The following is a 17,986-nucleotide window of genomic DNA, read 5'->3' as shown; positions in this document are numbered from 1 at the left end:
CCAGTGGCCAATGTCGTTCGCTGCATGAGATCGCGAGGAATGGGTGATGAGTCGCAAGCCGGTGTGTGATCGGCTGGATCGTTGGCTGCTGGCGGCACCTTCGTCCATCCACGGCCAAGGCTGTTTCGCCCGAATCGGTTTCGAGTCTGGTGACTATATCGGAACCTTCGAGGGGCTGGAGGTCGTGGAGGACGGTCCCCATGTACTCTGGGTCTATGATCCCGAGCGCGGTCGCCTGACCGGCCGACGCGGAACCAATGTGCTGCGCTGGCTCAACCACAGCGATGATCCGAACGCCGAGTTCGACGGGTTCGAACTCTATGCGCGGCGGACGATCGCAGTCGGGAGTGAGATCACCATCGACTATGGCGCCGGCTCGTCATGAGTCGTGCAGCCGATAACACCGAGGTCGCTGACATGCAGGAACGTCCCGTCATCAAGACCGCCATCCCCAAGCGTCGCTATCAAGCAGGGCGCTATGCTGCCTCGCTGCTCGGCGAGATCGAGAGCGGCGACGGTCGCCGCTATCGCTACATCCTCGCCTTCGTGGTCCAGGGTCAGGCCGAACCCGTGCTCTATGTCTGCTCCGAGCCGACACCACCGGCCGAACAGGCCGCTGGCGCCTATCGGCTGCGGGTCGTGAGCGAAACCCTGACCGAGACGCTCGACACCGACGACGGTTGGGGTGACCTCGACCGCTTCGCCGAGCAGGCGCTCAGGGTCGGCGTCCAGATGCTGGGGCTGCCCGAGTCCGGTATCGTGCGGCTGCTTTGATCTATGTGTCGCCGAGCAGATGATGGAAGTTGGCCAGCCGCTCGGGCGCGATCAACCCATCCTCGACCGCCTGACGAATCGCGCAATCCGGCTCCTGATCGTGCCGGCAATCGCCGAAGCGGCAGCGCCCCAGATGTGGCCGGAACTCGCGAAATCCCTGCTGGAGTCCATGACGGTCGATGTCCCCGAGCCGAAAACTGCGCACGCCGGGTGAGTCGATCAGAAACCCATCGCCGCTCAGACGATAGCAGGTCGCCGCCGAGGTCGTGTGACGTCCGAGTCCGGTCGCCTGCGACAGGCGCCCGATCTGGATCTCCTGATCGGGCAGCAACAGCTTGACCAGCGACGACTTGCCCACACCCGACTGACCGACCAGCACACTGGTCTGCCCGGAAAGCTCGGCGACGAGTCCGCCGATCGACTCGGGTTCGAGCAGACTGATCCAGAAGGTCCGGTAGCCGATGGCGCCGTAATGGGCAAAGCGCGTCTGGAAGGCCGCGCGCTCCTCGGCGCCAGCCAATAGATCCATCTTGTTGCCGACCAAAATCGCCTCGACACCGATGAGTTCAGCGGCGACCAGATACTGATCGATCAGATAACCGCTCGGCTCCGGTTCCGGGGCGATGAGGATGGCGAGCCGTGTCAGATTGGCCGCGAGCGGCTTGTCGCGCCCGCTGTAGTCGGGTCGGCTCAGGGTGCTGATGCGCGGCAGGGTGGCTGTCACCACACCCTGGCCATCGGGCAGACGCTGCCAGACGACGCGGTCCCCGCACACCACATGCCCGATGTTCTGGCGCGCCAGGCAGTGGATCAAGTGACCGTGCGCGTCCTCGACCGCCAGATTGGCGCCGTGTCGGACGACGACTCGTCCTTCTTCCGGCTCCAGCTCGTCGTCGAGTTCGGCCAGCGCCCGTTCGGGCCGCGCGGCGAGCCGTTCGCGGCGGCGTTCCTGGATCGCTTGAATGCGCTCGATCTGGCGCGCGGAGAGTCGTCGCTTGGCCACGGGGTCAGCCGACCCGGCCGGCGGCGCAGGGCCGAGGGTTCAGACCGCTCACGGCAGCGTGACCGGCACCGGCGGCTGCCAGTCAGCGGCGCGATGCTCGGCGACGACCGTGGTATAGATACCGCCGCGCACGTTGAACTCGGCGGTCAGGCGCATGAAGCGCGGTGCCGTGGCCTCGACCAGATCACCGAGGATGCGGTTGGTGACGGCCTCGTGGAAGGCGCCCTCGTCACGATAGGACCAGACATAGGTCTTGAGCGCCTTCAGCTCGACGCACTTCTGCTCGGGGACGTATTCGAGCATCAGCTCGGCGAAGTCCGGCTGGCCGGTCTTGGGGCAGAGACAGGTGAACTCGGGCACCCGGATGCGGATCGTATAGTCGCGCTCGGGCTGGGGATTGGGGAAGGTTTCGAGCGACTTGCTCGGGGCGCTGGGCATGAAGAGACTCTCCACTGAACTGACAGGAATAGGCCGACCGTCGACTCGGTCGGCTGGTTGGGCACCTATTATATAATCTTTCGTCCTGCGTCTCGCCGGACGCGGTCGCTTTTCCAAAAACATGAGTTCAGACGGGGTACTTCCATTTCATGGACAACAGCAGTGAGTTGGCCCGCTTCAACATGATCCAGCAGCAGATCCGGCCCTGGGGCGTGCTCGACGACCGGGTGCTGGAGGTGATGGGCACGGTCGAGCGCGAGCGCTTCGTGCCGGATGCCTATCGGGCGCTGGCCTATGCCGACATCGAGATCCCCAACGGCAACGGCACCCTCATGCTTGCGCCCAAGGTGGTCGGTCATCTGTTGCAGGCGCTCGCCGTCCAGCCGGGCGATCGGGCGCTGGAGATCGGCACGGGGTCGGGCTATGTCGCCGCCTGTCTGAGCCGGCTCGGGGCGCGCGTGATCAGTCTGGAGATCGACCCGATGCAGGCGGCCGAGGCGGTCGAGCGGCTCGAAGCGCTCAAGTTCGACTGGGTCGAGGTTCGCGAGGGTGATGGTCTGGCCGGACCCGTGAGCGGGGCGCCATTCGACGCGATCGCCGTCAAGGGCTCGATGCCGACCGAGGACGCGCTGCCGATGCTGCGCGAGCAGCTGACCATCGGCGGACGGCTGTTCTGCATCCTGGGCACGGCACCCGCGATGGAGTGTGTGTGCGTGACCCGCGTCGGGCGCCACGACTATCGGCGCGAGTCGCTGTTCGAGGTCGAGGTGGCGCCGCTGCGCAATGCGCCCGAGCCGGCTGGTTTCGAATTCTAGTCGTGGTCCGAGGCCCCGGATCTCCGGGGCCTCGGCGTTCCGTCAGCCGCTGATCTCGGCCGTGGCACTCTGGCTCTCGCCCGTGTTGTCGGTCCAGGCGATCTCGATCGGATCGCCGACGGCGCCGCCCTTGAACTTGAACGACAGATAGGGATTCTTGGAGACGCCGCCGCTCCAGGACGTCTTCATCACCACGGCTCCCTTGACCTTGCACACCACTTCCCGGATGAAGTGCGCCGGGATGACTTCGTTGGTCTTGCTGTCCTTGCGCAGACCGGTCTCCATCGGGTGGCTCATCAGACACTTGACGGTCGTCTCGTCACCCTCGAGCTTGGCGCGGATCTTGATATCGGACATCGTCTCGACTCCTCGTGTTCGGTATTCAGCCTTGGATACTTGGGTACGGGCGTGAGAGGCTGATCAGCCGCCGCAGCCGCCGATGGTGACCTTGACGCTCTTGGCGTTCTTATAGAGCTTGTCACCCGCCTTGACCACGGCGATGACGTCGGCGGTCTCAGCCATCTTGATGCGGGTGGCGACGAAGGGGATCACGGACGGGTCGACGAACTCGAAGGAGGCGATCAGCGGCGACTGATTCTTGGCCGCGATGAGACTGATGGAAGTGACGCCCTCCAGATCGGTCTCGACCGTGACCGGAACCACGGCACCGTTCTCGGCGATGTCCGGGGCCTTGATCTTGATCCGGTCGCTGACCTCGGCGGCGTCGCTGCCGAGCAGACCGGTCATGGCCGTGGGGATGTCCTTGGCCTGGAAGGCCGCTGCGTTCCAGTCGGCGAAGGCGCGTGGCGTGATCAGTCCGGCGCCGACGACCGCCCCAGCGGCCAGCGAGCCCTTGACGAGTGTCCGGCGTTTGGCATCGATCATGATTTATCTCCTCTCTTGTCTTTGCGTTTGGCTTCGCGTTCTTCTTCTTTCCAGGTTTCGAGCCGCGCCTGGATGCGCGCCGCCTCATGGTAGGGGAGGTCGCGCTGACGCAGTGCGATCTCGAGCTGACGGATCGCCGGCTCGCGGTCGCCCTCGGCATAGAGCTTCTCGGCGCGGAAACGGTGGGTCGCCGATTTGTTGCCCGCGCGAAAGGCCGCCTGCTCCAGCTTATCGTACAACATGGGATTGCCGGGGCGCAGTCGCGCCACGGCGGTCAGCTCGTCGATGGCCTGAGCCGGACGGCCGGCTTTCATCAACGCCTCGGCATAGGCCACGCGCAGCGGCCAGTGGCTCGGCGACAGACCCACGGCCTGTCCCAGGTTACGCACGGCGCGCTCGACCTGCCCCTGTTCGAGATCGAGCCGGGCCTCCAGGACGATGAACTCGGGCAAGCTGGAGTGCGATTTCATGGCCGTGGCCAGGGCGGCGCGGGCGGCGTCGAACTGACCCGCGCGCGTCAGGGCCAGCGCATAGCCATAGTGTTCGGCGACGGCATTGCGATGCCGGCCCTCGCGCAATGTGTCACGGAAATGGGCGACGGCCTGTTCCGGGCGTTTGTAGGAGCGTTCGCGCAGGGCCGCGCGTGCGAGCTGGAAGCGCAGACTGTCAGGGCGCTGCTGGGCGCCGAAGTCGTCGGCCCGGCCGAGCGCCTCGGCGATGCGGTTGGCGTTGACCGGATGGGTGCGCAGGAATTCGGGGGCGTTGTTCTCGTAGACGCGGCTGGATTTGGACAACCGCTCGAAGAATCCGGCCATGGCATAGGGATCGAAGCCGGCCTTGTCCAGGGTCGTGATGCCCAGCCGGTCGGCCTCGTGTTCGTTCTCGCGCGTGAAGTTGATCTGGCGTTGCAGGGCGGCGGCCTGGACGCCGAGCATCGCGGCGGCTCCGGCGTCGGCCGAGACCTGGGCGCCGAGGATGGCGGCGGCGACCATCAGGGCCATGGTCGGGACGGTCATCTTGCTCTGATCTTCCAGTCCGCGCAGCAGATGGCGCTGAGTGACGTGCGCGATCTCGTGGGCCATGACGGCGGCCAGCTCGCTCTCGGTCTCGGCGGCGAGGATGAGTCCGGCATAGACGCCGATGTTGCCGCCCGGTCCAGCGAAGGCATTGATCACCGACTGGTCGATGACGAAGAAGTTGAAGCGTCCCGTGGCGTCGCGGTCGGCGGCGACCAGGGTGTTGCCGAGCGATTCGATGTAGTCGGTCAGGAGCGGGTCGTCGAGGACCGGCAACGACTCACGCACGCGGCGCATGAAAGCCTGGCCCAGACGCGCCTCGGCGCCCGTGGTCATGAGCGTGTCGGCCGAACTGCCCATGTCGGGGAGACGGTAGTCCTGGGCCTGGAGCTGGGGCAGGCTGGCCAGCAGCAGGGCGCCGAAGGCGATCAGTGGCCGTATCGAGCGGAGTCGGGGGGCTGTCCGTTTCGTCATGGATGTTCAGTTGAGCTGGATGCGTTGTCCCCAAGGCACTGTGGCGCGGCCCTTGACCAGCCAGATCACCGGATAGGACGGCTCGCGCTCGGGGAATTCGCCCTGGGCATCGGTGAAATAGACCAGCAGATCGGGCTGTCTGTCCTGGCGGTCGATCCAGTCGAACACGGGGCTGAAGCTGGTTCCGCCGCCTCCCTGTAGACGTTCAGGGCGCGTGAAGGTTTCCCAGGGTTCGAACTGGAAGGGCGCTTCGGGCGCGAGAACGCGATCACAGGGCAACAGGGTGATGCGCGCCCGGATCTGGCCCTTGAGCGCGTCGATCTCGCCGATGAACGCGCTCAGCTCGCCGTCCTGGATCGAACCCGAGGTGTCGATCGCCACCACCAGCTCGGCCTGCTGGCCGCGCAGTCCCGGCAGGATGAACTCGCCCTCGCGGCGCGAGGGACGCTGATAGCTGTAGTCCTCGCGCGCGATCGCCGTCAGATGACGCGCCAGCAGCATCCGCCAGGGCAGGCTGGGCTGGAGCAGATGGTCGATCTGACGCGCCAGTTCACCGGCGAGCTTGCCGGCCTGCAAGGCCTGCTGAGCCGCGCCGGCCAGCCGCTGGCGCCATTGTACGGCCAGTCGTTCGCGTTCGTCGGCGCTGAGTGATTCGGGCCGCTGGGGCGTCTCGTCCGGATGCTGCCGGCTGCCGCCCCGGCGCTCGTCGCGGTCATAGGCATGGGTGTCTAGCGTCTCCGAGTCGTCCCGTTCGTCGATGAGCGGATAGATCTCCTCGGCGGTCAGGCCCCTGTAGAGCGGCATCACCAGGGTGTTCGGCGGCGGCGTCAGGCCGTCCTCGATCAGCAGCGGGTTGATCGCATAGTCACAGGCCAGATCCCAGCGATGACGCTGACGATGGCCGCGCCGCGCGAAATGCGACAGGGCGCAGTGCAACGCCTCGTGGGCGAGCATGAACTGGGTCTGCTCCAGGCTCAGTGCATCGATGTAGGCCGGATCGTAATAGAAGGCGCGCGCGTCCGTGGCCGTGGTGCGACACCAGTCGCCCGTCGCCGCGCGCAGCGGCAGACGCAGCACCAGGGCGCCGAGAAAGGGTTTGTCCAGGATCAGCCGGGTGCGCGCCGCCGTGAGCTTGGTCTCGATGGCGCTGAGGTCGGGCGTGGTCTCAGGCATGGAGCATCACGTCCGCGACCGACTGCGCCCAGCCGGCGAAGGCCGGCACCTCGAACAGCCGTCCGCCGATCGCCCGGTGCAGGTCCGAGACCAGCATCACGCCCATCTCGCGCTCGGGGAAGCGTCCGGCGTAATCGAGGATATGGCCGATGACCGTCTGTCCGTCCGGCGTGTCGAGCGCGCGGATCGCCCGTCCGACCAGCGCGGCGGCGACGGCATACTGGAGATCGATCTCACGCGGGACGGAGACCGGCTCGCCGCGCGTGATGGCGTCGAGATCCGGCATCTGGTCGAGGTTGGCGACGAAGGCGCTCAGCTCGATCCCGGCCGCCGGTCCCACGCAGGCTTGCAGCGCGCCCGGCAGGAGATCGGGCGCATCGGCGAACTTTCTGAGCGCGCGATGGGCGAACTCCCAGGAGCGCGGCGAGGGGAAAGCCACCGGATTGTGCGCCGGATCGAAGTCGAACAGGAGTTCGGGCCGAAAGCGCAGGAAGGCGATGACCCGCTCGTCGATGCCCCCGGCATAGGCCCAAGCCGCCCAGTCGTCGAGATGGGTCTCGACCTCGAAGTGCGAGAAGCGATTGGCGAGCGGTGCGGGCATACTGTAGGTCACGCCGCGATCGCCCTGGCGGTTGCCGGCGGCGAAGATCGCCCAGCCGTCCGGGACGCGGTACTCGCCGAGGCGTCGGTCGAGGATCAATTGATAGGCGGCGGCTGAGACCACGGGCGGGGCCGAGGTGATCTCGTCGAGAAAGAGCACGCCGCTCGGTCCGTGACGCTCGACGTCCGGCAGCATGGCGGGCACGGCCCATTCGACCCGCTCGCCCTGGCGGAAGGGGATGCCGCGCAGATCGCTCGGCTCCATCTGCGATAGCCGGATGTCGATCACAGGCACGGCATGGCGTGCGGCGATCTGGGCCACCATCTGTGACTTGCCCACGCCCGGCGGTCCCCAGAGCATCACGGGCGTGTGATGGCCGTCGGCCGTGCTGAGGAATTCGCGATCCAGAACGCGGAGCAGTTGGGCGGGGCGCATGATGGGGCCGAGTCCTCCGGTCGGGCAGGGTATGGATTCCAGCCAAGATGCGTGCACTGTCGGCGCTTCGCAAGTCCGGGCGTTGCGGAACCGGGCGTGGTGCGCCATTCATCCAAGCATACTTGTCGCCTATTAGAAAAACGCTGTATTCTTATCCCCCTTCTCGTCCCCGTGATCGCGCCCCGTGCTCGGGCGGCGTTCCGTCCGAGAGTTGTAGCGAGAGAGGACAAGGCGGCCACGACCGGTGACGATCGACCCGCCTCATAATGAAATCGAGTTGGCGAAGTCCCCCCGACGACTGAACCCTCACCCAATGAAATTGCTCGGAGACCGGAAATGAATCAGTTCTACTACGATGCCGTCACCAAGATGGAACAGATGGGCGTCGACGACGAGTACATCCAGGGTTGGCAGTGTGGTTTCCTGCAAAACCCCAAGCGTGAGGAGCAACGCCTCACCGAAGCCTATGAAGCCGGTTACAGCGACGGCGAAGAGAAGACCACCGACAACTTCGAGCAGTGGGTCACGGCCTGATTGCCGTCCGGCTTTCCCGTTCGACCCTCCCGCGTCCAGAGCCACGCCGACCATATGCGCGGCGCCCCTTGGCGGGGCGCGGTTTCATTCAAGACTCCAGATCCTTACAACGCCGCGATCTTTGCGCGTTGTGCTTGCAGATTGGCGATCGCCGCCGCGTGATCGGCGAGCTTGGCCCGCTCCTTGTCGACCACCGCCGCCGGGGCCTTGTCGACGAAGGCCGGATTGGCCAGCTTGGCCTCGGTGCGGGCGACATCGTCGGTCAGACGTGCGATCTCCTTGTCCAGACGCTTCAACTCAGCGTCCTTGTCGATCAGTCCCGCCATCGGGATCAGGATCTTCATGGCCCCGACCAGGGCGATGGCCGACTCGGGCGCCTGTGACTCGTCATCGAGCACGGTGATCGACTCGGTGCGGGCGAGGAAGTCGAGATAAGGTCGCGCCGTCTCCAGCCATTGGCGCTCCTGCTCGGTCGCGTCGACGACTAGGATCGGCAGCGGTTTGCCGGGGGCGATGTTCATCTCGCCCTTGATGCGCCGGATGCCGAGGATGCACTGCTTGACCCAGTCGATCTCGCCGACGGCCTGCGCGTCCTCAGCGGACGGATCGCGCGCGGGGTAGGGCGCCAGCATGAGGGTGTCGCCCTCGACTCCGGCGAGCGGTCGAACCTTCTGCCAGATCTCCTCGGTGATGAAGGGCATGATCGGGTGGGCCAGACGCAGCAGAGTCTCCAACGTCCGAACCAGGGTGCGGCGGGTGCCGCGCTTGGCCGCATCCGAAGACTGCGCGCCGGTCAGCACCGGCTTGGACAGCTCCAGATACCAGTCGCAGAACTCGTTCCAGGTGAAGTCGTAGAGCGCCTGCGCGGCCAGATCGAAGCGGTAGGCGTCGATGGACTCGGTGACGGTGCCGATGGTGCGGTCGAGTTCGGCACGAATCCAGCGATCGGCCGCGCTCAGTTCGACCGGCTCAGACCCCCGGCCGCAGTCCTGCCCCTCGGTGTTCATCAGCACATAGCGCGAGGCGTTCCAGAGCTTGTTGCAGAAGTTGCGATAGCCCTCGGTGCGTTGCAGGTCGAACTTGATATCGCGTCCGGTGGTGGCGAGCGCGGCGAAGGTGAAGCGCAGCGCATCAGTGCCGAACGCCGGGATGCCGTCGGGGAAGTCCTTGCGCGTGTCCCGGGTGATCTTCTCGGCCAGATGCGGCTGCATCATGCCCTTGGTGCGCTTCTCGACCAGGGATTCCAGGTCGATGCCGTCGATCAGATCGATGGGGTCGAGCACGTTGCCCTTGGACTTGGACATCTTGTCGCCGTTCTTGTCGCGCACCAGTCCATGGATGTAGACCTCGCGGAAGGGCACGTCACCCATGAATTTGAGCCCCATCATGATCATCCGCGCGACCCAGAAGAAGATGATGTCGAAGCCCGTCACCAGCACCGAGGTCGGATAGAAGGTCTTGAGCCGCTCGGTGTCTTCCGGCCAGCCGAGTGTGCTGAAGGGCCAGAGCGCTGAGCTGAACCAGGTGTCGAGCACGTCCTCGTCCTGGCGCAGCGTGACCTCGGGGCCGAAGCCATGCTTGGCGCGAACCTCGTCTTCGGAGCGTCCGACATAGACGTTGCCTTCGCTGTCGTACCAGGCCGGGATGCGATGGCCCCACCAGATCTGACGGCTGATGCACCAGTCCTGGATGTTGCGCATCCATTCGAAATAGGTGTTCTTCCAGTTGTCGGGGACGAAGCGGATGTCGCCGTTCTCGACGGCGGCGATGGCCGGTTCGGCGAGCGGGGCGACGCGCACGTACCACTGATCGGTCAGATAGGGTTCGATGACCGCGCCCGAGCGGTCGCCGCACGGTTGCTGGAGGCGGTGATCCTTGACGGCGGCCAGGAGTCCGGCGGCTTCGAGATCGGCGACGATGCGCTTGCGGGCCTCGTAGCGGTCGAGTCCGATATAGGCCGCCGGCAGGAGCTGGCCTTCTGCCGGTTCGTTGGCGCGGATGGCGGCGTCGGGCGTGAAGATGTTGATCAGACCGCCGTGCGGCTGTTCGGCGATGGCGGTCTCGTCGCGATGACGCAGCCAGACCTGATGGTCGTTGAAGTCGTGCGCCGGGGTGATCTTGACGCAGCCGGTGCCGAACTCGGGATCGGCGTGCTCGTCGGCGATGATGGGGATGCGCCGTCCGGTCAGCGGCAGCTCGACGAAGGCGCCGATCAGGTGTTTATACCGCTCGTCTTCCGGGTTCACCGCCACCGCACAGTCGCCGAGCATGGTCTCGGGGCGGGTGGTGGAGACGACCAGATATTGCGGGCCGGCAGCGCCCGGCGGCTGGACGATGGGATAACGCATCTCCCACATGAAGCCGCTTTCTTCCTCCGACAGCACTTCGAGATCCGACACGGCCGTGTGCAGCACCGGATCCCAGTTCACCAGCCGCTTGCCGCGATAGATCAAGCCTTCTTCGTAGAGCCGCACGAAGACCTCGCGCACCGCCTCCGACAGCCCTTCGTCCATGGTGAAGCGCTCGTGCGCCCAGTCGAGCGAGGCGCCCATGCGCCGCAGCTGGCGGGTGATGGCGCCGCCTGATTCGGCTTTCCACTCCCAGATGCGCTCGATGAAGGCGTCGCGTCCATAGTCGTGGCGGGTCTGGCCCTCGGCCTCGATCAGACGCTCGACGACCATTTGCGTCGCGATGCCGGCGTGGTCGGTGCCGGCCTGCCAGAGTGTCTGCTCGCCCTTCATGCGGTGATAGCGCGTCAGGGCATCCATGATGGTGTCCTGGAAAGCGTGCCCCATGTGCAGGCTGCCGGTGACGTTCGGCGGCGGGATCATGATGCAGTAGGCGCCGTTGCCGGCGTCGCTCGCGGCCGGGACGAAATGGCCGCGTTCCTCCCAGTGGCGGTACCAGTGGGCTTCGAGGGTTTGGGGGTCGTAGTTCTTGTCCAGCATGGTGATCGGGCTCGTGGTCGGGCGCTGCGAAAATGACGCAGTATAACCTATGGCCGAAAGGCGCTCGTGGCCGTGACGGTGGCTGGAGGCGCGTCCTGAAACCGGCCGCCGCCCGTGCGCTCGAAGGGGTTGCAAAGGGCTTCGCCGAATGTTCGACTTCAAGATACGAGATACCCCCAGCGCCCCGGAATATGGCAGCATGTCGCCTGGAGCGCCAGACCCATCATACCAACCAAAGAGAAGAGGCGGACCCCATCGATGGACACTACGACTCAGTATGTCTTTGCGTTCGAGGACGGCGATGGAAAGGACAAGAAGCTGCTCGGCGGCAAGGGTGCCAACCTGTGCGAGATGACCCAGATCGGGCTGAACGTCCCGCCCGGATTCGTCATCTCCACGGCGGCCTGTCTGGAGTATCTCGACGAACCCAAGCGCGCCCTGCCGCCCGGCCTGATCGAACAGGTCCACGAGCAGATGCGCGCCCTGGAACAGAAGACCGGCAAGGGCTTCGGCGACCCGGACAATCCGCTGCTGGTTTCGGTGCGCTCGGGATCGGCGATGTCGATGCCGGGCATGATGGACACCATCCTCAACCTGGGCCTCAACAGCGCGACCCTGCAAGGCGTGATCCGTGCCACCGACGATCCGCGCTTCGGTTATGACGCCTATCGGCGCTTCATTCAGCTCTTCGGCAAGGTCGCGCTCGGCGTGCCCGACGAAGCCTTCGACAAGGAATTCGCCGCCATCAAGGAGGCCGCCCACGCCAAACAGGACGTCGATCTCTCGGCCACGGATCTGCGCGAGACCTGCGAGCGCTTCCTCAAGGTGGTCGAGGACGCCACGGGACACCCCTTCCCGACAGATCCCTATCAGCAGCTCGAAATCGCCATCAAGGCCGTCTTCAACTCCTGGTCCGGCAAGCGCGCGGTCGACTATCGCAAACAGTTCCACATCACCCCGGACATGGCCAACGGCACGGCGGTCAATGTCGTGACCATGGTGTTCGGCAACCGTGGCGACGATTCGGCCACCGGCGTGGCCTTCACCCGCAATCCGGCCACCGGCGAGAACAAGCTCTACGGCGAATATCTGGTCAACGCCCAGGGCGAAGACGTGGTCGCCGGCATCCGCACGCCCAAGCCGCTCGACCGGCTCAAGGTCGAGATGCCCGATCTGGCCGACCAGCTCGACGAACTGCGCGACAAGCTCGAAAGCCACTATCGCGAGGTGCAGGATTTCGAGTTCACCATCGAGCAGGGTCAGCTCTACTGTCTCCAGACCCGCAACGGCAAGATGAACACGGTCGCCATGGTGCGTACCTCGGTCGAGATGGAGCGTGAGGGACTCATCACCAAGGAACAGGCGCTGTTGCGCATCGCGCCCGAGTCGCTGGAACAGATGCTGTTCCCGCGTCTGGACCCCAACGTCAAGGCCGAAGCGGTCGCCCAGGGGTTGCCGGCCTCGCCGGGCGCGGCTTCCGGCATTGCGGTGTTCGATGCCGACCGCGCCGAGCATCTGGGCAAGGGCCAGGGGCTGAAGGTCATCCTGGTGCGCGAGGAGACCAAGCCGGAGGACATCCACGGCTTCTTCGCCTCCGAAGCCATCCTGACCTCGCGCGGCGGCAAGACCTCGCACGCAGCCGTGGTCGCGCGCGGCATGGGCAAGCCCTGTGTCGCCGGCGCCGAGGGCATCAGCGTCGACGTCGACCGGCGCGAGGCGCGCGTCGGATTGACCAGCTTCAAGGAAGGCGACGTCATCACCATCGACGGCACCTCGGGCAAGGTCTACCTGGGCGCGATCCCGACCGTGGAACCGGACTTCACGCCCGAGCTCCACACCCTGCTCGGCTGGGCTGACGAAATGTCCAAGCTCAAGGTACTGGCCAATGCCGACACCCCGGACGACGCACGGCGCGCGCGCCGCTATGGCGCGGTCGGCATCGGTCTGGCGCGCACCGAGCGCATGTTCAACGACGTCGAGCGCCTGCCGATCGTCATCGAGATGATCGTCGCCGAGACGCCGGAAGCGCGCCAGGAGGCGCTCGACCGACTGCTGCCCTTGCAGCGTCAGGACTTCCATGACCTGTTCGAGGTGATGTCGCCTCATCCCGTCACCATCCGCCTGCTCGATCCGCCGATCCACGAGTTCCTGCCCGATGAGCATGTGCTCGAACGTGAGTTGTCGGAACTGCGGGCACTGGCGCAGAGCGCGCGCGGCGTGACGGTGCTGGCCGGGGCGATGGGGCTGCTGCATGCCTCCGAGAGCCTGCGCCGCGAGGTCGAGACCGCGCGTCACATGGTCGATCCGACCGTGGTCGAGGAGGCGATCGCCAAGAAGGAGGCGATGCTCAAGAAGGTGCGCGCCCTCTACGAGACCAATCCCATGCTCGGTCATCGCGGCGTGCGCCTCGGCATGACCTTTCCCGAGATCTACCGGATGCAGGTGCGCGCCATCCTGGAGGCCGCCGCCGAATGCGCCAAGTCGGGCATCGAGGTCCATCCGCAGATCAAGGTGCCGCAGGTCTGTACCGTGCAGGAGCTGCGCAAGGTCAAGGAGTATGTCGACAGCATCCATACCGAGGTCGCTGCGCGTTACGGCAAGCCGGTCAGATTCCAGTTCGGTACCATGATCGAGGTGGTCCGCGCTTGTATGCGCGCCGACTCGCTGGCCGAGGAGGCCGAATTCTTCTCCTTCGGCACCAACGACCTGACCCAGGCGACCTTCTCCTTCTCGCGCGAGGATGCCGAGAACAAGTTCCTGCCGCTCTACAATCAGTCGGGTCTGTTGCAGGACAACCCCTTCGACGTGCTCGATGTGAAGGGCGTGGGCAAGCTGATGCAGCTGGCCGTGGAGTGGGGGCGGGCGGTCAAGCCCGATCTGCATGTCGGCATCTGCGGCGAGCATGGCGGGCATCCGGCCTCGATCGCCTTCTGTCATCAGGCCGGACTCGACTATGTGAGCTGCTCGGGTCCGCGCGTGCCGATCGCGCGTCTGGCGGCGGCACATGCGGCCTTGAAGTCGGCGCCAACCCCGAACGCTTGAGAGCGACCCATGGATCTCGATGCACTGAATGCCGCCTTCGACTTGCCCGGTGTCCTGCGCTTCGTTGAGGGGCGGGGCGGTCTGACGCTGATCGAGATCGACAACGGTCTGGCGCGGGCGACCCTGACCACGCATGGGGCTCAGGTGTTGTCCTATCGCCCGGCCGGGGTGCGCGATGATCTGCTGTTCGTCAGTAAGCGCGCCTATTTCGCGCCGGACCGGGAGATCAAGGGCGGCGTGCCCATCTGCTGGCCCTGGTTCGGGCGCGATCCCGCTGAACCGGAGCGGATCATCCACGGCTTTGCGCGCCTGAGGGACTGGTCGGTGCTGGCATGCGAGACGCGGCCCGATGGCGCGACCTGGGTGCGGTTCGGTCTGGCCGACGAGGCCGAGACGCACGCGCTCTGGCCGCATTACTTCAATCTCTGGGTCGAGGTGACGGTCGGTGCAACCCTGTCGGTGTCGCTCACGACCCGAAATGCCGGTGACGAACCCTTTGCCATCACCCAGGGGCTGCATGCCTATTTCAGCATCGGCGATCCGGCTCAGGTCCGCGTCCTCGGGCTCGACGGCTGCCGCTATCTCGACAAGGCGGCAGAGGCGCCGCCGGATGCAGTCGGCGTCCAGTCCGGTTTGCTGGGTTTCGAGGCTGAGGTCAACCGCATCTATGAATCCGTGCCGCCGAGCCTGATGATCGAGGATGAGGCGCTGCAACGGCGTATCCGCATCGACAGCCGGCACAGCCGAACCGCTGTGGTCTGGAACCCCTGGATCGCCGGCGCGCGGTCGATGCCGGATCTCGACGACGAGGACTACCGGCACTTCGTCTGTGTCGAGACCGTCAACGCCGCTTCCGAAGTGATCCGAGTCGCGCCCCAGCAGGAGGTGCGGATCGGCGCCGAGTATCGCCTCGAATCCCTGTAACCGTTTGCACTGTGAAGCCAGCCATGTCCGATGCACCGTCCGACTCCCTGACCGAATCCCACTGGCAAGACTGGCTCGACTGGGCCGTTGAACAGGGTCTGACCCCGCCGGACGACCCCGAATTCGAGCCGGCACGGCGGCGGGTGTGGGAGGCGAGCGAGTATGTTGCGATCTCGGCCGCGCGCCATCCGGCCGATCTGGCCGAGCTGATCGCGAGCGGCGATCTTGCTCGAACCTATGGGGCTGGCGATCTGGCCGCCCGGCTCGATGCGCGACTGGAAGGCGCCGAGGACGAGACCGCACTCCACAAGGCGCTGCGCCTGTTGCGCCGCCGCGAGATGATGCGGATCATCTGGCGCGACATCGCCGGCCTGGCCCCGCTGGAAGAAACGCTGGAAGACCTGTCCGAACTGGCCGATGTCTGTATCCGGGGCGCGCTCGACCGGCTCTATCCCTGGACCTGTGCCGAGCTGGGCACGCCGCGCGATGCGTCCGGCCGTCCGCTGCACCTGCTGGTGCTGGCCATGGGCAAACTCGGGGCGCGTGAACTCAATCTCAGCTCCGACATCGACCTGATCCTGGCTTTTGCCCAGCCGGGCACGATCGAGGGCGGACGGCGTCCGCTCAGTCACGAGCAGTTCTTCGTCCGTCTCGGGCAGCGCCTGGTGCAGGCGCTGGCCAACAAGACCGTCGACGGCTTCGTGTTCCGGGTCGATACCCGACTGCGACCCTTCGGCGAGGTCGGGCCGCTGGCCATGAGCTTCCAGGCGATGGAGGACTACTACCAGTCCCAGGCGCGCGAGTGGGAACGCTACGCCATGATCAAGGCGCGTCCGGTCGCCGGCGATCCGGACGACATCGAACAACTGATGTCCATGCTGCGCCCCTTCGTCTACCGGCGTTATCTCGATTTTGGCGCCTTCGAGTCGCTGCGCGAACTCAAACGCCTGATCGCCAAGGAGCTCTACCGGCGCGGCATGGACGCCAACATCAAGCTCGGTCCCGGCGGCATCCGCGAGATCGAGTTCATCGGCCAGGCGTTCCAGCTGGTGCGCGGCGGGCGTGATCCCGAACTCCAGGTGCGTCCGATCCGTACCGTACTGGCGCTGTTGGCCCAACGCGAGCTGATGCCGGCCGAGGCCGTCGCCCAGCTCGACGCGGCCTATGTGTTTCTGCGTCTGGTCGAGAACCGGCTTCAGGCTCATCGCGATCAGCAGACCCATCGCCTGCCGGACGACGGCCCCGGACAGCTCCGGCTGGCCCGCTCGATGGGCTATGCGGACTGGGCCTCCTTCGCCGTCGATCTGAACGCCCATCGTCATCTGGTCCAGGAACAGTTCGACGCCGTCTTCGCCTTGCCGGCGACCGAGACCGAGGTCGAAGACGCCCCGCTGAGCGCCGTCTGGCACGGCGACCGCGACCCCGCCCATGAACTGGAACTGCTCGAACGTGCCGGTTTCGCCGATCCCGAGGGCGTGCGCACCCGCGTCCAGCAGTTCCGCGAATCCTGTGTGCGCAAGGGGCTGAGTACGCGCGGACACGAGCGTCTCGGCCTGATCATGCCGCATGTCCTCTGCGTCGCCGCCGGCTGCGCCCATCCCGATCCGGCGCTGGAGCGCGTGTTGCGTGTGATGGAAGCCATCGTGCGCCGCAGTGCCTATCTGGCGATGCTCGCCGAACATCCGCTGATCCTCACCCATCTGATCCAGCTCTCCAGTCTCAGCCCCTGGTTCGCCGATCAGATCGGACGCCATCCGCTGCTGCTCGACGAACTGCTCGACCCGCGCCGGCTCTATGCGCCCCTGCGCCGCGAGAGCCTGGAGGCCGAACTCGACGCGCTGCTCGCCCATGTCGACGCCGAGGATCTGGAGCAGCAGATGGAGCGGTTGCACCAGTTCGCCCAGGGCAATCAGCTGCGGGTGGCCGCCGCCGACCTGACCGCGACCATTTCGCTGATGGTCGTCAGCGACTATCTGACCGAGATCGCCGAGGTCGCGGTCCGGCGCGTGCTCGATCTGTCGCACGCCCATCTGGTCGCCCGTCATGGCCGGCCGACCGCCATCGAGGGCGAGGACAGCGGCTTCCTGATCCTCGGCTACGGCAAGCTCGGCGGCATCGAGCTGGGCTATGGCTCGGACCTGGATCTGGTGTTCCTGCACGGCAGCGACTCGGTCAATGCCATGACCGACGGTCCCAAAGAGATCAGCAACGAGCAGTTCTATGCCCGGCTCGGCCAGCGCATCATTCATATGATGACCACACGCACCCCCTCCGGTCAGCTCTACGAGGTCGACATGCGGCTGCGTCCGGACGGCGCCAAAGGGATGCTGGTGCGCTCGCTGAAGTCCTTCGAACACTATCAGAACGAGAACGCCTGGACCTGGGAGCATCAGGCGCTGGTGCGCGCCCGTCCGGTTGCCGGCGATCCGGGGCTGGCGGCACGTTTCGGCGCGATCCGCCGCGCCATCCTGTGTCGCGCGCGCGATCCCGATCAGCTCAGGCGCGAGGTGCGCGAGATGCGCGCCAGGATGCGCGAGAACCTCGACAAGAGCGGCGAGGGGCGTTTCGATCTCAAGCAGGGCGCAGGCGGTATTGCCGATATCGAGTTTATGGTTCAATACACTGTCCTGCGCTGGGCGGCCGACCACCCGGCACTGACCGACTGGACCGACAACGTGCGGCTGCTCGACACCCTGGCTCGGCTCGATCTGCTTCCGGGGCACTGCGCCCAGGATCTCACCGAAGCCTACAAGTCGCTGCGCGCGGCCTATCATCGCAGTGCCCTGCGCGAGCAGCCCAAGACCGTGGCCGACGATGCGCTGCGGCCCGAACGCGAGCGCGTGCGAGCCTTGTGGCAGGAATTGATGGACGACTGACGCCGAGCGCGCCGGTCGGTCCCGGACCTTTCTCAAGATCGAACTCGG

Annotated in this window: 15 protein-coding genes; 7 read left to right on the top strand and 8 right to left on the bottom strand. The window is 65.9% G+C overall.

Going from position 1 to position 17,986, the window contains the following annotated elements; translation table 11 throughout:
- Positions 1-46: 46 nt before the first annotated feature.
- Positions 47-385: an SET domain-containing protein gene (locus tag ALVIN_RS10555; protein ID WP_012971311.1), complete on the top strand. Its 339-nt coding sequence runs from the start codon at positions 47-49 to the stop codon at positions 383-385.
- Between the two features lie 32 nt (positions 386-417).
- Positions 418-774 carry a hypothetical protein gene (locus ALVIN_RS10550; RefSeq protein ID WP_012971310.1) on the top strand — a complete coding sequence of 119 codons (357 nt, stop codon included), beginning with the start codon at positions 418-420 and terminating at the stop codon, positions 772-774.
- 1 nt (position 775) lies between these two features.
- On the opposite strand, the gene rsgA is transcribed toward ALVIN_RS10550, so the two are convergent.
- Positions 776-1,777 carry a ribosome small subunit-dependent GTPase A gene (rsgA, locus tag ALVIN_RS10545; RefSeq protein ID WP_012971309.1) on the bottom strand — a complete coding sequence of 334 codons (1,002 nt, stop codon included), beginning with the start codon at positions 1,775-1,777 and terminating at the stop codon, positions 776-778.
- A gap of 48 nt (positions 1,778-1,825) precedes the next feature.
- Positions 1,826-2,215, bottom strand: coding sequence for a preQ(1) synthase (gene queF, locus ALVIN_RS10540; RefSeq protein ID WP_012971308.1), 390 nt, complete (start codon positions 2,213-2,215; stop codon positions 1,826-1,828).
- 149 nt (positions 2,216-2,364) lie between these two features.
- On the opposite strand from queF, the gene ALVIN_RS10535 reads away from it, so the two are divergent.
- Positions 2,365-3,030, top strand: a complete 666-nt coding sequence (locus ALVIN_RS10535; RefSeq protein ID WP_012971307.1) for a protein-L-isoaspartate O-methyltransferase family protein — start codon at positions 2,365-2,367, stop codon at positions 3,028-3,030.
- Positions 3,031-3,072: 42 nt separating this feature from the next.
- On the opposite strand, the gene soxZ is transcribed toward ALVIN_RS10535, so the two are convergent.
- From soxZ to ALVIN_RS10510, 5 genes are all read right to left on the bottom strand, one after another.
- A complete protein-coding gene (gene soxZ, locus ALVIN_RS10530; RefSeq protein WP_012971306.1) occupies positions 3,073-3,387 on the bottom strand; it encodes a thiosulfate oxidation carrier complex protein SoxZ in 315 nt (104 codons plus the stop codon).
- Between the two features lie 63 nt (positions 3,388-3,450).
- Positions 3,451-3,915, bottom strand: a complete 465-nt coding sequence (soxY, locus tag ALVIN_RS10525; protein WP_012971305.1) for a thiosulfate oxidation carrier protein SoxY — start codon at positions 3,913-3,915, stop codon at positions 3,451-3,453.
- Complete coding sequence (locus tag ALVIN_RS10520) at positions 3,912-5,405, bottom strand: M48 family metalloprotease (RefSeq protein ID WP_012971304.1); 1,494 nt, start codon at positions 5,403-5,405, stop codon at positions 3,912-3,914. The genes soxY and ALVIN_RS10520 overlap by 4 nt, the downstream gene beginning before the upstream one ends.
- Before the next feature lie 6 nt (positions 5,406-5,411).
- Positions 5,412-6,578, bottom strand: a complete 1,167-nt coding sequence (locus ALVIN_RS10515; protein WP_012971303.1) for a vWA domain-containing protein — start codon at positions 6,576-6,578, stop codon at positions 5,412-5,414.
- Positions 6,571-7,614: an AAA family ATPase gene (locus ALVIN_RS10510; protein WP_012971302.1), complete on the bottom strand. Its 1,044-nt coding sequence runs from the start codon at positions 7,612-7,614 to the stop codon at positions 6,571-6,573. The genes ALVIN_RS10515 and ALVIN_RS10510 overlap by 8 nt, the downstream gene beginning before the upstream one ends.
- A gap of 336 nt (positions 7,615-7,950) precedes the next feature.
- Here ALVIN_RS10510 and ALVIN_RS10505 point away from each other — a divergent pair, with 336 nt between their 5' ends.
- Positions 7,951-8,148 carry an Alvin_2107 family globule sulfur oxidation protein gene (locus ALVIN_RS10505; RefSeq protein ID WP_012971301.1) on the top strand — a complete coding sequence of 66 codons (198 nt, stop codon included), beginning with the start codon at positions 7,951-7,953 and terminating at the stop codon, positions 8,146-8,148.
- Positions 8,149-8,252: 104 nt separating this feature from the next.
- Here the strand turns inward: ALVIN_RS10505 and ALVIN_RS10500 are convergent, their stop codons facing one another.
- Positions 8,253-11,096, bottom strand: a complete 2,844-nt coding sequence (locus tag ALVIN_RS10500; RefSeq protein ID WP_012971300.1) for a valine--tRNA ligase — start codon at positions 11,094-11,096, stop codon at positions 8,253-8,255.
- A 258-nt stretch (positions 11,097-11,354) separates the two neighbouring features.
- Here ALVIN_RS10500 and ppdK point away from each other — a divergent pair, with 258 nt between their 5' ends.
- From ppdK to glnE, 3 genes are read left to right on the top strand one after another with little or no spacing between them, the layout of a single operon-like run.
- Positions 11,355-14,138, top strand: a complete 2,784-nt coding sequence (gene ppdK / locus ALVIN_RS10495) for a pyruvate, phosphate dikinase (protein ID WP_012971299.1) — start codon at positions 11,355-11,357, stop codon at positions 14,136-14,138.
- 9 nt (positions 14,139-14,147) lie between these two features.
- On the top strand, positions 14,148-15,062 hold the full coding sequence (locus ALVIN_RS10490; RefSeq protein WP_012971298.1) for a D-hexose-6-phosphate mutarotase: 915 nt from the start codon (positions 14,148-14,150) through the stop codon (positions 15,060-15,062).
- A 23-nt stretch (positions 15,063-15,085) separates the two neighbouring features.
- Positions 15,086-17,938, top strand: a complete 2,853-nt coding sequence (glnE, locus tag ALVIN_RS10485; protein ID WP_012971297.1) for a bifunctional [glutamate--ammonia ligase]-adenylyl-L-tyrosine phosphorylase/[glutamate--ammonia-ligase] adenylyltransferase — start codon at positions 15,086-15,088, stop codon at positions 17,936-17,938.
- Positions 17,939-17,986: the final 48 nt, after the last annotated feature.

Source organism: Allochromatium vinosum DSM 180, assembly GCF_000025485.1.
Lineage (GTDB): Bacteria > Pseudomonadota > Gammaproteobacteria > Chromatiales > Chromatiaceae > Thermochromatium > Thermochromatium vinosum.
Note: the sequence above shows the minus strand (reverse complement) of the source record. Positions and strands in the feature narration are given on the sequence as shown.

Excerpts from the sequence above, each read along its gene's own strand:
- ALVIN_RS10555 (WP_012971311.1), top strand. The coding sequence starts at position 47 with ATGAGTCGCAAGCCGGTGTGTGATCGGCTGGATCGTTGGCTGCTGGCG.
- ALVIN_RS10550 (WP_012971310.1), top strand. The coding sequence starts at position 418 with ATGCAGGAACGTCCCGTCATCAAGACCGCCATCCCCAAGCGTCGCTAT.
- queF (WP_012971308.1), bottom strand. The coding sequence starts at position 2,215 with ATGCCCAGCGCCCCGAGCAAGTCGCTCGAAACCTTCCCCAATCCCCAG.
- ALVIN_RS10535 (WP_012971307.1), top strand. The coding sequence starts at position 2,365 with ATGGACAACAGCAGTGAGTTGGCCCGCTTCAACATGATCCAGCAGCAG.
- soxZ (WP_012971306.1), bottom strand. The coding sequence starts at position 3,387 with ATGTCCGATATCAAGATCCGCGCCAAGCTCGAGGGTGACGAGACGACC.
- soxY (WP_012971305.1), bottom strand. The coding sequence starts at position 3,915 with ATGATCGATGCCAAACGCCGGACACTCGTCAAGGGCTCGCTGGCCGCT.
- ALVIN_RS10520 (WP_012971304.1), bottom strand. The coding sequence starts at position 5,405 with ATGACGAAACGGACAGCCCCCCGACTCCGCTCGATACGGCCACTGATC.
- ALVIN_RS10515 (WP_012971303.1), bottom strand. The coding sequence starts at position 6,578 with ATGCCTGAGACCACGCCCGACCTCAGCGCCATCGAGACCAAGCTCACG.
- ALVIN_RS10510 (WP_012971302.1), bottom strand. The coding sequence starts at position 7,614 with ATGCGCCCCGCCCAACTGCTCCGCGTTCTGGATCGCGAATTCCTCAGC.
- ALVIN_RS10505 (WP_012971301.1), top strand. The coding sequence starts at position 7,951 with ATGAATCAGTTCTACTACGATGCCGTCACCAAGATGGAACAGATGGGC.
- ALVIN_RS10500 (WP_012971300.1), bottom strand. The coding sequence starts at position 11,096 with ATGCTGGACAAGAACTACGACCCCCAAACCCTCGAAGCCCACTGGTAC.
- ppdK (WP_012971299.1), top strand. The coding sequence starts at position 11,355 with ATGGACACTACGACTCAGTATGTCTTTGCGTTCGAGGACGGCGATGGA.
- ALVIN_RS10490 (WP_012971298.1), top strand. The coding sequence starts at position 14,148 with ATGGATCTCGATGCACTGAATGCCGCCTTCGACTTGCCCGGTGTCCTG.
- glnE (WP_012971297.1), top strand. The coding sequence starts at position 15,086 with ATGTCCGATGCACCGTCCGACTCCCTGACCGAATCCCACTGGCAAGAC.